We start from the raw sequence: 15067 nt of genomic DNA, 5'->3' as shown, positions 1-15067 counted from the left end.
GTTTCCTCCACAATAATTCCATTATAGAACGTAGTGAAAAATAGTCAATGTAAATTATTACATTTTTGTAAATAAAAATGAAAAGAGAGAAACTATTCATTTCCCTCTTCATCATATGTATCTAAAAAGTGATGTCTTGCATAATCATCCTTATAGGCAATCACGGTTTTAAGACTTACATTTTCTACACTCTTAAAAATATTTTGTTCTACAAACGGATTGACTTTCTTCAATTCCTTGATTAAGTTTTTCATTTCTAAACGCTTTGACTTAGATTGTGTTAAACATGTTTCATTGGCACAAGCCTGAGTGAATTTGCACGCACACTGAATGAAATACAGATTGTTGTGTTTAGCCCAAGCCTTAATATCATCTTCATGAATCAAGTATAGTGGTCGAATGACTTCCATACCCTTAAAGTTATTTGAATGTAACTTTGGCATCATCGTTTGAATTTGTCCCCCATAAAGCATCGACATTAAAATGGTTTCAATCACATCATCATAATGGTGTCCCAACGCTATTTTATTACACCCTAAATTCTTAGCATAGTTATATAAATGACCTCTTCGCATTCTTGCACATATATAACATGGATTCTTTTCAATACTAAAAACATTGTCAAAAATATCACTCTCAAAGATTTCAATTGGAATATTTAGTTTTTTGGCATTCTTTTCAATAACCTCGCGATTTTCTTTTGAATAGCCTGGATCCATCACGATATATTTCACATCAAAATGAACCGGTGAATGTTTATGCAGTTCTTGAAAACATTTTGCCATCAACATCGAATCTTTTCCACCCGAAATACATACCGCAATGCAATCGCCTTCTTTGACAAGCTCATAATCACGGATAGCCTTCGTAAATTTTGACCAAATCTTTCTTCGATACGTTTTAATAATACTTCTTTCGACTTGTGCACAAAAATCATCCGACACATTTGTGTTCATCTTATCCATAACGATTGAAACATACCCACCATCTACACTATACGCTTCATATTTTTCCTGCAATTTTTGTGCAACAATATCACTGACATAGCCTTGCGCGCAAGCGACAATAATCTTCTTAGTTGAATCAAATTCTTTGGATAAAACACTTTCTCCACTTAATACAATACTGTTCTCGATTGGATTTTTAAAGGCTTCTTCGGCATCACGAATATCAATTAAGATATATTCTTCTTTATTTAATTGTTTTAATTGTTCTACTGAAATTTTCATGAGACTATTCTAACATAATATTGAATTTTTGGATGAAAAAGCGCAAAATATGGAAAAAAAAAGGAAGTTTGATTATGACACAAGATATGACACAAGGTAAAATCATGCCTATGTTAGTTCACTTTACCATTCCCTTAGTATTGGGCAATCTATTCCAATTAACATATAATGCCGTTGACAGTATTATTGTAGGGCACTTTGTTGGAAAAGAAGCTTTGGCCGCAGTCGGAATTTGTAATCCGATCACGACATTATTCATCCTATTTCTAAATGGACTTTGTATGGGCGCAAGCATATTGATTGGCATGTATTATGGGGCTAAAGATGAAAAAAAACTTGCTCGTCAAATGAGCACAACCATGCTTGCAGGACTTGTATTTTCACTTGTATTAACACTGATCTGCATATTTTTTTCACCACAAATTCTTAAATTTATGCAGGTAGATTCATCCATTTTCAACATGACTACTACCTATCTCCAAATCATCTTTGCCGGTTTAGTCTTTACTTTTTTATACAACTTTTTTGCGAGTACACTACGCGCTTTAGGCGACAGTAAATCACCCCTATATTTCTTAATTATCAGTTCCATTTTAAATATCTTTGGAGACTTATTCTTTGTGGTTGTTTTACATGCAGGAAGTAAAGGATGTGCCATTTCTACCGTGATTAGCGAAGCTTTATGTTGCCTATTCTGTATTCTATATATACAAAAGAAAGTGCCACTTCTACAACTGGGTAAAAAGTGGCTGGTATTTGATATTTCATTATTAAAACGCACCATTGCGTATGGCTGGGCAAGTGCTATGCAGCAGGCGACTGTGCAACTAGGAAAGCTTGGTATTCAAATGATTGTCAATACGATGGGTGTATCGGTTGTAGCTGCCTTTACGGCCGTCAATCGAATTGATGACTTTGCGTATACCCCGGAACAAAACATTGCTCACTCTATGACAGCTTTAATGGCACAAAATAAGGGTGCCGGAAAGAAAAATCGTATGCAGGAAGGATTTTGTTGCGGAATGGTTTTAGAATTCATCTACGGTATATTTATCTTTCTAGTATGTTTTATCTTCGCAAAACCATTGATGTGTCTATTTGTACAAGATGAAGAAGTTATTATGCATGGAGTGACTTATCTACATTTAATTTCCATCATGTATATTCTTCCTGCCTTCACCAATGGAATCCAAGGCTTTTTTAGAGGGATTGGCGATTTAAAAATTACGCTCATTTCAAGTCTAGTGAATATGACAGTTCGAGTTATTGTAGCTGCGCCACTTGTATTTAGCTTACATCTAGGCATCGAAGCTTTACCATACTCCTATCTAGCTGGATGGATTGGTATGTTGATGGCTGAACTTCCATTGCTTATTCGTACATACAAAGCTTATGAATAAGACTTGTGTATAATTGACACAAGTTTTTTGTTTTCCTTTTATATAAAGCATTTATTACAATTCGCACTATTTTTCCAACCCATATTTTTGTATTTTATACACTTTTCAAACCTTTTTTATGCCATTTTTAACAACTTTTCCAACTTTTTGATTCAATTATTTAGAAAACTTTAAGATTTATCACCAAAGTTAATTAATATTTATTCGTTATATTAATCATGGTGATACTTTATGACAAATAAAAACATACAAAACATAACACACTTTGGACTGATCCTTATGATTCTTATTTGCGTTTATTTCTTTTCACAAGGATACTTCACAAATCCACAGCTTCTACAAGCTACACTATCTAAGGCAGGAATTTTGGCACCCCTACTTTTTATTCTTCTACAAATCATTCAAGTAATCATTCCTATTATTCCAGGCGGTGCATCAAGTGCCTTGGGTATTACAGCCTTTGGAGCAGTCAATGGATTTATATATAACTATATAGGTATTTGTATCGGATCCATATGTATCTTTTTACTTGTTCGTAAATATGGTCAAAGAATCATTCTAAAATTATGTAAAAAGAAAGATTACGACAAATATATGAAGTATACATATGATCAAAAAAAATTTGATACCTTCTTTATGTTAGCTATCTTCTTACCTTGTGCACCCGATGATCTCTTGTGTATGCTTGCAGGACTGACACATATGTCACTCAAAAAATTTGTCTGGATCATTCTTTTGGGTAAACCCTTATCTTTGATTGCCTATTCTTATGGTCTTACGCAATTGTTTCAAATTATCGAAAGGTGGTTATAATTATGTTATACATTGGAATATTATGTGCATGCATTGGATTTTATTTACATTATTAAAAGGAGAACTTTATGGAACATACAATATTAGTGGTAGAAGACGAACAAGGGATTCGTGAAGCCATCGGAATTTATATGAAGAATCAAGGATACAATGTGATTCTTGCCGCAAATGGAAAAGAAGGCTTAGAGAAGATTGAAACAAACGATATTCATTTAGCCATCGTAGATATTATGATGCCTGTTATGGATGGCATTTCTATGGTCATGGAAGCAAGAAAACATCATGACTTTCCGATTCTATTTTTAAGTGCAAAAAGTGAAGATATCGATAAAATCACAGGTTTAAATATTGGTGCCGATGACTATATCACCAAGCCATTTCAAAGTATGGAGCTAGTCGCAAGAGTGCGTTCGCATTTAAGAAGATATGAACAAATCTTAAATCTAAAAAATGAGACAAAGAACGAAGATGAGTATATGATTGGTGATCTTGTTTTAAATAATACGACAAAAAGAGTGACGTTAAATTCAAAGGATATTAAATTAACGCCAAAAGAGTTTGATATTTTAAAACTATTGATTTCGCACCCTGGACAAGTCTTTTCTAGCCAACAAATCTATGAATTGGTATGGAAAGAAGAAGCTATCAACACGGAAACGATCATGGTTCATATTCGTAAATTACGTGAAAAAATCGAGGCCAACCCTAAAAAGCCAATCTACATCAAGGTTGTATGGGGGCAGGGCTATAAAATGGAGAATATACAATGAAAAAGAAGAATATATTTTTAACAATACTATGTGCTTTATGCATCATTAGTTCTTGTATAGTGACAAGTTTTTATCCAAATGTTTCTACCGCTACTCCAACAAAGCTTCCTGAAACTTTAGAGCAGAATCTTACAGCTTTTATTCTTGCTAAAAAATTGGAACAAGATCCAAAGTATGAATATATTACTTTTGAAAAAGATACACCGGAAGATATTCAAAAGGATATAAAAAAAGGGTTAGACTCATCTTTATCTAGCGCAAAAAACATTTTTGAGAATGATCCAAACTTCTTTTATACGTGTGATGTAAACAATAAAATCACTTCAAAACAATTTGATGTGAATATCAAGAAAAAAGATACTCGATATTATGAGACATTAGATTCTGATACTCTAAATGCGACGGATGATATTGTGAATCTTATTAACTATAACAGTGAAAAGTATTATGAATACTATGGTGGCACATATTATTGTGATGGAAAGCCATTTCCAAGCTATACACTTCATATGCCAAGTGATGTCGTATTAACATTCTATATTCCAGCTGTTTTAAATTATGATAATACAAGTCTAATTGACTTCCTAGATTTAGATGCCGATCAATACGCCTATTTCTTTATGACAGCCTTCTTGATTTGTAGTGCCATTATCGCCCTATATGTCTTTCTTAATAAATATGCGTATGAAAAGGAAGCCTATATCTTTAGAAATGTGAATCACTGGTTATTTGAACCTGCATTCATCTTGTTTCTAACAATTGATGCCCTACTAGCTAGTGGTACATACATATTAACTACTTATTCGATTGAAGGTACATTCTTACACATTCTAAATCGTTATCACATTGAATTGAGTCAGCCTATCGTATATGGAGTGAACATTCTTGCGTGGTCTATCACCTTATTCTTTATTGGTTTATCCGTATATTGGTTAAAATGTCAATTTACAACATCGGTTAAAGACTGGTTCTTTCATAAAACATGGATTGGGAAATTCATTCTTTATTTCTCAAATAAAGTGGAAGGAATTATTTCAACCGATTTATCGGATGAAATCCTTAAAAAGTATATTATTTTCTCAATATGTCTGGTTTTGATTCTTGCGTTTATATCATTGCTTAACATTCCATTCTTCTCTTTCTTTATCGTCGTTACAGCATTAATTGGCATTAGTGTTGTGGGCTATAAGAAAATCAAAAATGTGCAAAGTCAATACCAAGACATATTACATATGACTGAAGATCTATCGAGTGGTAATTTTGAGAATATTAAGCCTGCAGATTCTGGTTTATTCCAATCTTTAAACAATAATATCTATCAAATTAAGGATGGTTTTGAACAAGCTGTAAAAGAACAAGTACAATCACAGAATCTCAAGACAGAATTAATTTCAAATGTATCACATGATTTAAAAACACCATTAACAGGTATTAAAAATTATGTAGAGTTATTAAATGATCCTAGTATTAGCGAGCAAGATAAAAAGAGTTATTTAGAACGATTGAATCAATACACCGATCGTCTAAGCATTCTAATCACAGACTTATTTGAAGTATCCAAAGCCAATAGTGGTAATATTGATTTAGAATATTCAGATATCAACATCATTGAATTCATGGAGCAAGTATGTGCAGAAAATGAAGAGCTTCTACAAGCTAAAAATCTTCAGCTTGTGACAAATCTTCCAGAAAAAGAAATTCATGTATGTTTGGATGGAAATAAGACGTATCGTATTTTTGAAAACTTATTTACCAATATTTCTAAGTATGCACTTGAAAACACACGTGTATTCTTGGATGTAAAAGACATTGGTAATTCGGTTATGATCATAATGAAAAACACTTCGAAAGAACCGCTTGATTTTGATAGTGATATTACCGAACGTTTTGTGCGTGGCGATAAATCAAGGCATGAAGCTGGCAGCGGTCTAGGTCTTGCGATTGTTAAGAGTTTTACCGAAGTACAAAATGGCACATTTATGATTGAAACAGATGGTGATCTTTTCAAATCCATTCTAAGTTTTCATAAATCCTAAAATATGTAGAATTCTACAGAAAAAATGATTGTAGATAAAATAAAGTGGTCAAAAATCCTAAAGTAAAGGATACAGGCCACTTTTTATCTGTGTATCATTAATTTATAGTCAGAAAAAATGTAGAATTCTACAAAAAAAATGATTATAAATTGAATTATTCTTTAAATCATTTTAAAATGTAATCAGAAAAAGTGTAGAATTCTACAAAAAAGGTGATCAAAATGATAAAAAGAACTAAATACTTAAATCAACTTATCGCATTAAAGAACAACGGGTTTCCAAAAGTCATAACTGGACCAAGAAGAACTGGTAAATCCTATTTGTTGCATGAAATATTCACCGATTATCTTATAGAAAATAATGTACCTGAAGAAAATATAATTCTTATTGAACTTGATGATGATAAGAATGCCCATTTAAGAAATCCCATTGAGCTAGGAAAGTATGTACGTTCTATCACTAAAGATAAGAGTGACTGTTACGTCATTTTAGATGAGATTCAACGTGTTTTTACAATTGTTAATCCTGCATTAACAGGTGGAAAAATCAAATTAGCCAAAGCGAAAGATACAGAAACCATCTCTTTTGTTGATGTTGTATTAGGACTTTCTCATGAAAAAAACATAGACCTTTATATTACTGGATCCAATTCAAAAATGTTGTCAACCGACATTGTGACAGAATTTAGAGACAAGGCTAGCCAAATCCATATGCATCCATTATCTTTTGAAGAGTTTTACAGTTATAGACAAGGTTCTAAAACAGATGCCTTATATGAATATATGCAGTATGGTGGCATGCCACTTGCAGTATTATCAGATGAAAATTCAAAGAAACAATATTTAAAAGGATTATTTGAAACAACCTATTTCAAAGATATTATTGAACATAATAAGCTAAAGAAAACAGAAAACTTAGATGAACTCTGTACCATTCTTAGTGATTTGACAGGCGAATTGTTGAATTCTAAGAAATTATCAAATACATTTAAAAGTGTTAAACATGAAAACATTGATGCACAAACAATTGGAAAATATATTCAATATTTTAAGGATGCCTTCATTCTCCAAGAAGCGAATCGCTATGACATTCGTGGAAAGAAAGAAATTGGTGCTTTAAGAAAATACTATTTTGTGGATACAGGTTTAAGAAATGCACGATTAAATTTTGCGTATCCCGATGAGGGACAATTGTTAGAAAATATTGTGTACAATGAACTCATATATAATGGATATACCATTAATGTTGGAACTTTCGATACAGTTGAAAAAAATAAAGAAGGTAAATCCGTTCGAAAAACAAATGAAATTGATTTTTTTGCACAAAAAAATGAACGTAAATATTACATTCAAATTTCAACAGATATCTCAAATTCTGAAACTCGAAACCGAGAAATTCGTCCTTTCATTAAATTAAATGATCAAATTCAAAAAATATTGGTAGTAAATCGACCTTATAAAGCCATGATGGATGAAGAAGGTTTTATAACTATTGGTGCCAGTGAATTTTTATTGAATTTCATCAAATAATAAGATCCAATCGGATCTTTTATTTTGGCACACTTACCAGCAAATCAATATTTCCTTTGACTGAATATCTTTTTATATGACTAGTAACGATAAAGCCAATGCCTGCTTGAATATCATAATCTTTTCCATCAATATGTAAGATTCCATTTCCACTTAATGGTAAGCATAAGGAATAAGAAGGATTTTTGATCTGAATTTCATTTTGAATCTTGTATCGAGTCACACTAAAATACTTTTCATTCACATATTCAATGACTTCATTTCCTTCTAACATCGTAACTGTTGGATGCACATCTGATTCAATATGCGGTATATTTGTGACTTCAATAGCCTTATCAATATGTAGTTCTCGCATATTCCCATTCGCATCTTTTCTGTCATAATCATAAATACGATATGTGACATCACTGGATTGTTGCACTTCAGCCATCATTAACTTTCCTTCAATACCATGAATGGTTCCTGCAGGCGTATAGACAAATTCATTTGTGTGTACCGATTTTCGAACAAATAAAGTATCCCAAGCTTTTTCTTCAATAGCCTTTCTAAACTCTTCCTTTGTCTTGGCACTATGTCCACGAATGATTTTGGTACCTTCTTCCACATCTAGCCACAGACAAAATTCAGCCTTACCATAATCACTTTCATATTTTCTAGCATATGCATCATCTGGATGTACCTGCACAGAACATGGTTCTTGAATCTCATTAATTTTAACTAATAGTGGAAACTTAGCATGAGGATCATTCGCAAATAATTCTCTGTGGTTTAAATATACATCTTTTAATGTTTCCCCTTTATATTTTCCATTTTTGATCTTACTTAAGCCATTATCATGTGCACTAATAGCCCAGTATTCTCCAATCTTTTTGTCCATAGGACCTAAGCCAAACTTTTCTTGGATGCGCCTTGAACCATACAGCTTTTCTTTCATGGGCGAATCTAAAAATAATACTTTTTCCATTTTTTACCTCCCTTCATATCTTGACTTGAGCATACCACAAATATTTAAATCGTGTATAATAGAAGAAGTGGACTTTTGGAGGTTATTTATGATTTTAGAACAAATTGATAAAGACTTATTGAAAATGGCAGAAGAATCGGATGTCGTTTTAAAAGATATTTATAAAAAAATTGATGATGTATGTTTATACAATTCAGATCGTATCTTAGCTGCATTTATTGAGAACCACGTTTCTTATTCTGACTTTGCGGATATCAACGGATATGGTAACTATGATGAAGGTCGTGATAAAATCGAACGTATTTTTGCGACAGTACTCGGATGTGAAGATGCTCTAGTACGTCCTCAGATTATGAGTGGTACAAACGCTTTATATTTAACTTTATCTGCTCTATTAAAACATGGAGATACAATGATTTCCATTTCTGGTGCTCCATATGATTCATTGCAGGAAATGATTGGTTTATGTGGTGATTCTACACAATCACTAAAAGCCAATGGTGTAAAGTATGAACAGATTGATTTAGTAAATGATGATTTTGATGATGATAAGATTGTTGCTCGTTTAAAAGAAAACAATGTAAAATTAGTGGAAATCCAAAGATCTAGAGGATATGCCCACCGTTTATCATTAACTATTTCAAAGCTTGAGCGTATCATCAAAAAGATTCGTGAAGTAAACTCAGACGTTATTATCATGGTCGATAATTGTTATGGTGAACTTGTTGAAAAATTAGAACCAGGACACATTGGTGCCGATGTTGTGGTTGGATCCTTAATGAAAAATTTAGGTGGAGGAATTGCCTCTACTGGAGGATATGTAGCTGGTAATAAAGAATTGATCAACATGGTAGCTGAACGCTTAACAGCTCCTGGAATCGGTAAGGATTTGGGTGCAAACTTTAACTTAAATAACTCTTTCTTTAAAGGTATCTTCATGGCACCAAATGCCGTTAAGAGTGCTTTAAAAACCGCAGTTTTTACAGCCTATATGCTAGAAAAATTAGGATACAAGAATGTATCTCCTGCTTATAATGATGAAAGAACGGATATCATTCAAACTTTAGAACTGGGCTCGAAAGAAAATCTTGTTAGCTTTACACAAGGTATTCAATCCACAAGTCCAATTGATTCATTTGTTAGTGTTATGGCTGCTCCAATGCCTGGCTATCCATTTGATGAAGTTATGGCTGCTGGAAGCTTTACACAAGGAAGTACAATCGAACTAAGTGCAGATGCTCCAGTCATCGAGCCATATACTTTATATATGCAGGGTGGATTAACATTAGAATATGGAAAACTTTCTATTCTTCTTGCCCTAACAAACATGAAAAACAACTAAGATGCCAAGTGCATCTTTTTTCGTTTCAAACAATATGCAACGATAATGGAATCGTTGCAAATCGATTCAACCGATACTTCAATCAATAAAGAATAAAAGTGGTTAATACCCTTTAAATATAGGGATTTAACCACTTTTTTAACAACTGCCCATCTGTCCACCATCGATACGAATAATGGAATTGTTGATGAAGTTAGCTTCATCACTAATTAGAAAACGAACAAGGTATGCCACTTCTTCTGGCTTTCCATAACGTTTCACCATGATTTTTTCTGTTTCTTCCTTTAAGAACTCTTCGTCATAGCCATCTAGTTCATTATCGGTTCCAATAAATCCGGGCGCAACACAATTCACATTGATATATGGTCCAAATTCAGCCGCAAGATTGTGTGTCATTGAAATCAAGGCTGCTTTTGAAGCATCATAATCGATACACATTGGATAATATGTGTTAATTCCGTTGGTACTTGATATATTGATAATTCTTCCATATTCTTGATCCAACATGTGTTTATACACTCTTTTACTACAGTTAAAAGCACCTACAACATTGACATCTAATGTTCTTTTAAATTCTTCAGCATTTTTTAAATGAAACAAATTGGAAAGATCTACAGCCGCATTATTAATTAATACATCTACGCCACCCATCTTCTCTTCAATTTCACTAACCATGATATTGACTTGATCTACATCGGATACATCTGCACAAATGGTAAGACAACGAACATGATATTGAGATTCAATTTTTTCTTTTAATTCTTTGGCAGGCTGTTTAGAAGTTAAATAGTTAATGACAATATCATAACCATGTTTTGCGAGTTCCAATGCGATTGCACTTCCAATACCACGAGCACCACCTGTAATTAAGACAACTTTATTCATAGTTAAAAAAAGAAGAGCGATTAAGCTCTTCCTGCATATTTTCCATCTGTTGAGAATACAACGATTTTTTCACCTGGTCCGATGAACTGTGGAACTCTTAATGTTAATCCAGTATCTGTAGTTGCATCTTTAGTTTGGTTAGATGGTGCACCTTTGATGGCTGGATCTGTTTCAGCTACTGTTAATTCAACTTTTTCTGGAACAGAAACAGATAATAATTCTCCTTCGAAGAACATCAAAGATACTTCAGCACCTTCAACAATAAAGTATTTGTTGAAATCAACTTGTTCAGCTGTTAATTCATAAGTATCGTATGTTTCTAAATCCATAAAGTAATATGTAGAATCTGCTTCATATGAGAATTGAGCTGCTTTTTTAGAAATGTTAGCTTGTTCAAATTTAGTTGAAGCATTGAAGTTTCTTTCTTGTGTATTACCTGTTTTTAAGTTTTTCATCTTAGTTTTTAAGATAGCTGCACCTTTACCAGGTTTAACATGTTGGAAATCTAATACTACCCAAGGATCACCATCAACGATTAAAGTTAATCCTGTTTTAAAATCACCTGCAGAAATTGCCATAATTTTTCACTCCTATTTTCTATAAATATTTTTTACACGCTTTATTGTACCATATCCTCATCATTTTTAGAAGAATGAGTATGATACTTTCACTCTACTTTATTTTCCTTAAATAATTTCATCATTTCATTCGTTAAACTAAATTCTCCCGGTTGAAGAATGATTTCATCTCTTTGAACCCAATCTGCATATTTCAATTCATTGGTATCCATAGATATTTCATCATTGCCCTTTACATCACAAAAGAACCCTAACAAAATATCATTGGCACTTCCCCAAGGCTGTGACTTATAGTAACGAATATTATTGACTTTGATTCCAGCCTCTTCCATAACTTCACGTTTTACCGTTTCTTCAACCGTTTCTCCAATTTCAGTAAACCCAGCAATCAACGCATTATACTTAAATCCTGTACGATATTTTGTCAACAATAACTTATCCCCATTGATTACACCCACAATGACAGCTGGCATAATTCTTGGATACACTGTGTTATGACATTCTGGACAAACCATAGCTCTTTCCTTTGTTGAATGTACCATCTTATGTCCACATCTTCCGCAGAATTTAGTATCTCGATACCAATCCGCCAAATGTTTTCCAGTGATTGCCGCAAATAAATTGTCTTTTGGGCCAATCCCTTCAATACGCAAACTTCTCTCTTCAACATAACCATATTCTGATGGAATCTGATTGTCTTCTAATCGCATATCACATAAGAAATATTTCGTATTATCAATTGAAAATAAATAACGATATTCTGAATGTATTTGTATTTCTTTTACTTTAGGAAAAACAACTTCCTTATTTTCAAAGCAGTTTAAATGAATTAAGATCCTTCCATTCACAATACACAACAAGATGTCGTTTTCTGTTGCCTTTACTTCTGGATCAAATTCATTATGTAACTTGTGTGGTCTTGTACCATTTTTTCTACCTCGCGGATATCATTCTATCACATTTTTATTTTCCATTCTCTTTAATTCTGGCATGATTGTTACTAACATTGTTACGAAACAAAGAGTTCCACCAATCACATTCGATACAGGTTCTGCCAAGAATACACCATCTGTACCCATATGAAGGTAGAGTGGCATAATATATGTAAGTGGCACGACAATAATGACTTTTCTTAGTATAGAGAAGAAGATGGCTTGTTTCTTTTTATTTAATGACTTAAATACATTTTGACCAATATACTGCAAATCCATGAATATGAAGGCCGCAAAATATTGGTTCAAAGCTGGTACGGTATTCCTTATTAATACAGGATCTGAACTAAAGACTTGAATCAATATATGTGGAATCAAAATAATAAAACTCCAAACTATGGCAGTATAGCCAAAGACAAGTATAGAAATTACCTTAATGGCCTTTCGAATACGTTCTGCTCTTCTAGCTCCATAGTTGTAGCTTAAAACTGGGCTAGAACCATCATTGATTGCGTGAATCGGTGTTTCAACTAATTGTCTCACACTTGAAATGATAGTCATAACTGAAATGTATATGTCTCCACCCGTTATGGATAGAACGTTGTTGCAACAAATCGAAACCAAACTGTTTGTGAGCTGCATGATAAAACTACTGCTTCCTAAACTAATAATATTTTGTGCATACCTTTTACAAACAATCCATTCCTCTTTTTTAAGTAATCTTACTTTTAATTCCGAACGATTCTTTAAAAACCAATACACAAATATAGCTGAAACACATTGAGAAATAACAGTTGCGATGGCAGCGCCTTGAATGCCAAGTCCAAACAGGAAAATAAATATTGGGTCTAGCACTAAATTCATAATGGCACCAATCAAAACCGAACACATACCTGCTGTTGAATAGCCTTGTGCATTGATAAATGGATTCATACCCAAAGTAAGCATGGAAGGTAGTGTTCCTATTAGATAAATCATCATATATGGATAGGCATATTTCATGGCAGATGTAGATGTTCCAAATAAGGTTAATATTGGCTTCAACAAAGGATAAAGAACAATCATTAAAACAATCGAGCACAATACTAACATTGTGAAGGATGTATTCATGACTAAGTTTGCCTTTGTACTATTCTTTTCTCCACGACTAATGGAGAATAGTGGAGCTCCTCCACTGCCAAATAGATTTGCGAATGCATTTATTATCACAATTAAAGGAAAACATAAGCCAATTGCACCCAATGCGTATGTTCCAATACTAGGAATTCGAGCAATATAGATACGGTCCACAACGTTATATAACAAACTCATTATTTGTGCTACCAATAAAGGGAAAGCAGCATTTATAATATTTTTTGTCACTGTATCATTCTCAAAATCAATTCTCTTCATAAAAGCCTCACTAACGACATAGTATACCACTTAATTTAAGATAAGGTTAAGAATTTTGTCATTGTTTACTTATGTTTTGAATGGTATAATCTGTGGACTACAAGGAGAGGGCATATGTTTACTACAAAACACTTTATATGGATAGGAATTTGTATTCTATTCATTCTAATTATGAATCACTATGCGAAAAAAGAAGATTTCACGCTACAAAATGCTTGTTACTTCTTCATGTTTATATGTTTACTTAGCGAAACCACAAAAATGATGTCAGATATGATCCCTAGCGTACATGGAGGAATGCACTTAAATCCGCAATCCCTTCCATTCCATATCTGCAGTATCTTATTGTTTATTGCGGCCTACATTACTTTTGGAAAGGATGGTCCACTAAAACAAAAAATGATCAACTTCTTTGCGGTTGTCGGTACTTGCGGAGGAATCGCGGCAATCTTGATTCCAACGTATGGCGTTGAATTTAATGTAGCCAATGTATATCAATGCTTCATGTATCATGCAGCATTAACATGGTTTTCTTTATATTTGATTCGTTTCAAACATGCAAACCTAGGTATGCAGGCATTTAAAGACAATTTAGTCGTATTATTTGCGTTATTGATTTTTAACCTATATATGAATTCTATTTTGGCAGTCTATGATACAAACTTTATGTTTATTGTAAGACCACCATTAGAAGGACTTCCATTCCTTAACCTAAGTCATGGATACTATATCTATTTATTTAGAGTCATCATGCTTGGAGTGATTGGACTAAGTTTGTTCCATTTACCATTCATAGTAAAAGAAAGAAAAAGCTGTGAGACAGATAGTGATTTTAACATCGCTTAGTCCACAGCTTTTTATTATGAATCAATGACTGAATTCATATTATGAGTCTTCTCCCAAAGTACATAAGTAAATTTATCTCCTTCACTAAATAAACAGTAGGAGATAAACTCCTCTAAGAACCGTACGTGCAGTTTTCCCGCATACGGCTCCCCACTGTTACTTTAAACATTCTTGTTATAGATGACTTTGTCACCGCTCCAAATATCAACATGGATATATGGGTGAATGATTCGGTCATTCCATATCTCGCAGAACCTTTCCAATTTAAAACTTCTTCTTTGACTCCTTCGATTCATCCATTTGAACGTAAGAAGTAGTGAATGATGCCATAGGTTTCTAACCTCTTTTATC

General features: G+C 33.1%; 13 protein-coding genes. 7 read left to right on the top strand and 6 right to left on the bottom strand.

All coding sequences use genetic code 11. The features are described 5' to 3' along the window. Positions 1-92: 92 nt before the first annotated feature. Entirely contained in the window at positions 93-1229 is a 1137-nt protein-coding gene (locus tag NE544_RS05085; protein WP_256268575.1) for an ATP-binding protein, read from the bottom strand. A gap of 74 nt (positions 1230-1303) precedes the next feature. Here NE544_RS05085 and NE544_RS05080 point away from each other — a divergent pair, with 74 nt between their 5' ends. The 5 genes from NE544_RS05080 (at position 1304) to NE544_RS05060 (ending at position 7777) form a co-directional block, all read left to right on the top strand. After that, positions 1304-2629, top strand: coding sequence for an MATE family efflux transporter (locus NE544_RS05080; protein ID WP_256268574.1), 1326 nt, complete (start codon positions 1304-1306; stop codon positions 2627-2629). A gap of 279 nt (positions 2630-2908) precedes the next feature. Next, complete coding sequence (locus tag NE544_RS05075) at positions 2909-3442, top strand: VTT domain-containing protein (protein WP_256268573.1); 534 nt, start codon at positions 2909-2911, stop codon at positions 3440-3442. Positions 3443-3510: 68 nt separating this feature from the next. Continuing rightward, a complete protein-coding gene (locus NE544_RS05070; protein ID WP_256268572.1) occupies positions 3511-4212 on the top strand; it encodes a response regulator transcription factor in 702 nt (233 codons plus the stop codon). Then, positions 4209-6248: a sensor histidine kinase KdpD gene (locus tag NE544_RS05065; protein WP_256268571.1), complete on the top strand. Its 2040-nt coding sequence runs from the start codon at positions 4209-4211 to the stop codon at positions 6246-6248. Before NE544_RS05070 ends, NE544_RS05065 begins: the two co-directional genes overlap by 4 nt. A 221-nt stretch (positions 6249-6469) precedes the next feature. Next, on the top strand, positions 6470-7777 hold the full coding sequence (locus NE544_RS05060) for an ATP-binding protein (RefSeq protein WP_256268570.1): 1308 nt from the start codon (positions 6470-6472) through the stop codon (positions 7775-7777). Positions 7778-7796: 19 nt separating this feature from the next. On the opposite strand, the gene NE544_RS05055 is transcribed toward NE544_RS05060, so the two are convergent. Continuing rightward, positions 7797-8741, bottom strand: a complete 945-nt coding sequence (locus NE544_RS05055) for a type I phosphomannose isomerase catalytic subunit (protein WP_256268569.1) — start codon at positions 8739-8741, stop codon at positions 7797-7799. A gap of 88 nt (positions 8742-8829) precedes the next feature. Between NE544_RS05055 and NE544_RS05050 the strand changes: the two genes are divergently transcribed. Next, a complete protein-coding gene (locus tag NE544_RS05050; RefSeq protein WP_256268568.1) occupies positions 8830-10083 on the top strand; it encodes a methionine gamma-lyase family protein in 1254 nt (417 codons plus the stop codon). A 138-nt stretch (positions 10084-10221) separates the two neighbouring features. On the opposite strand, the gene NE544_RS05045 is transcribed toward NE544_RS05050, so the two are convergent. The 4 genes from NE544_RS05045 to NE544_RS05030 all read right to left on the bottom strand — a co-directional run bounded on the left by NE544_RS05045 (position 10222) and on the right by NE544_RS05030 (position 13900). Then, positions 10222-10968, bottom strand: coding sequence for an SDR family NAD(P)-dependent oxidoreductase (locus NE544_RS05045; protein ID WP_118115205.1), 747 nt, complete (start codon positions 10966-10968; stop codon positions 10222-10224). Positions 10969-10988: 20 nt separating this feature from the next. After that, positions 10989-11546: an elongation factor P gene (gene efp / locus NE544_RS05040; protein WP_256268567.1), complete on the bottom strand. Its 558-nt coding sequence runs from the start codon at positions 11544-11546 to the stop codon at positions 10989-10991. Positions 11547-11635: 89 nt separating this feature from the next. Next, positions 11636-12394, bottom strand: a complete 759-nt coding sequence (gene nudC / locus NE544_RS05035; RefSeq protein ID WP_256268566.1) for an NAD(+) diphosphatase — start codon at positions 12392-12394, stop codon at positions 11636-11638. A 99-nt stretch (positions 12395-12493) separates the two neighbouring features. After that, positions 12494-13900 carry an MATE family efflux transporter gene (locus NE544_RS05030; RefSeq protein ID WP_256268565.1) on the bottom strand — a complete coding sequence of 469 codons (1407 nt, stop codon included), beginning with the start codon at positions 13898-13900 and terminating at the stop codon, positions 12494-12496. An 84-nt stretch (positions 13901-13984) separates the two neighbouring features. Here NE544_RS05030 and NE544_RS05025 point away from each other — a divergent pair, with 84 nt between their 5' ends. Next, positions 13985-14716, top strand: coding sequence for a YwaF family protein (locus NE544_RS05025; protein ID WP_256268564.1), 732 nt, complete (start codon positions 13985-13987; stop codon positions 14714-14716). Positions 14717-15067 lie beyond the last annotated feature (351 nt).

It is taken from the genome of Holdemanella sp. MSK.7.32 (assembly GCF_024460475.1).
Taxonomy (GTDB): Bacteria; Bacillota_I; Bacilli_A; order Erysipelotrichales; family Erysipelotrichaceae; genus Holdemanella.
The sequence above is the reverse complement of the archived record's forward strand: the minus strand, read 5'-3'. Positions and strand labels throughout refer to the sequence as shown.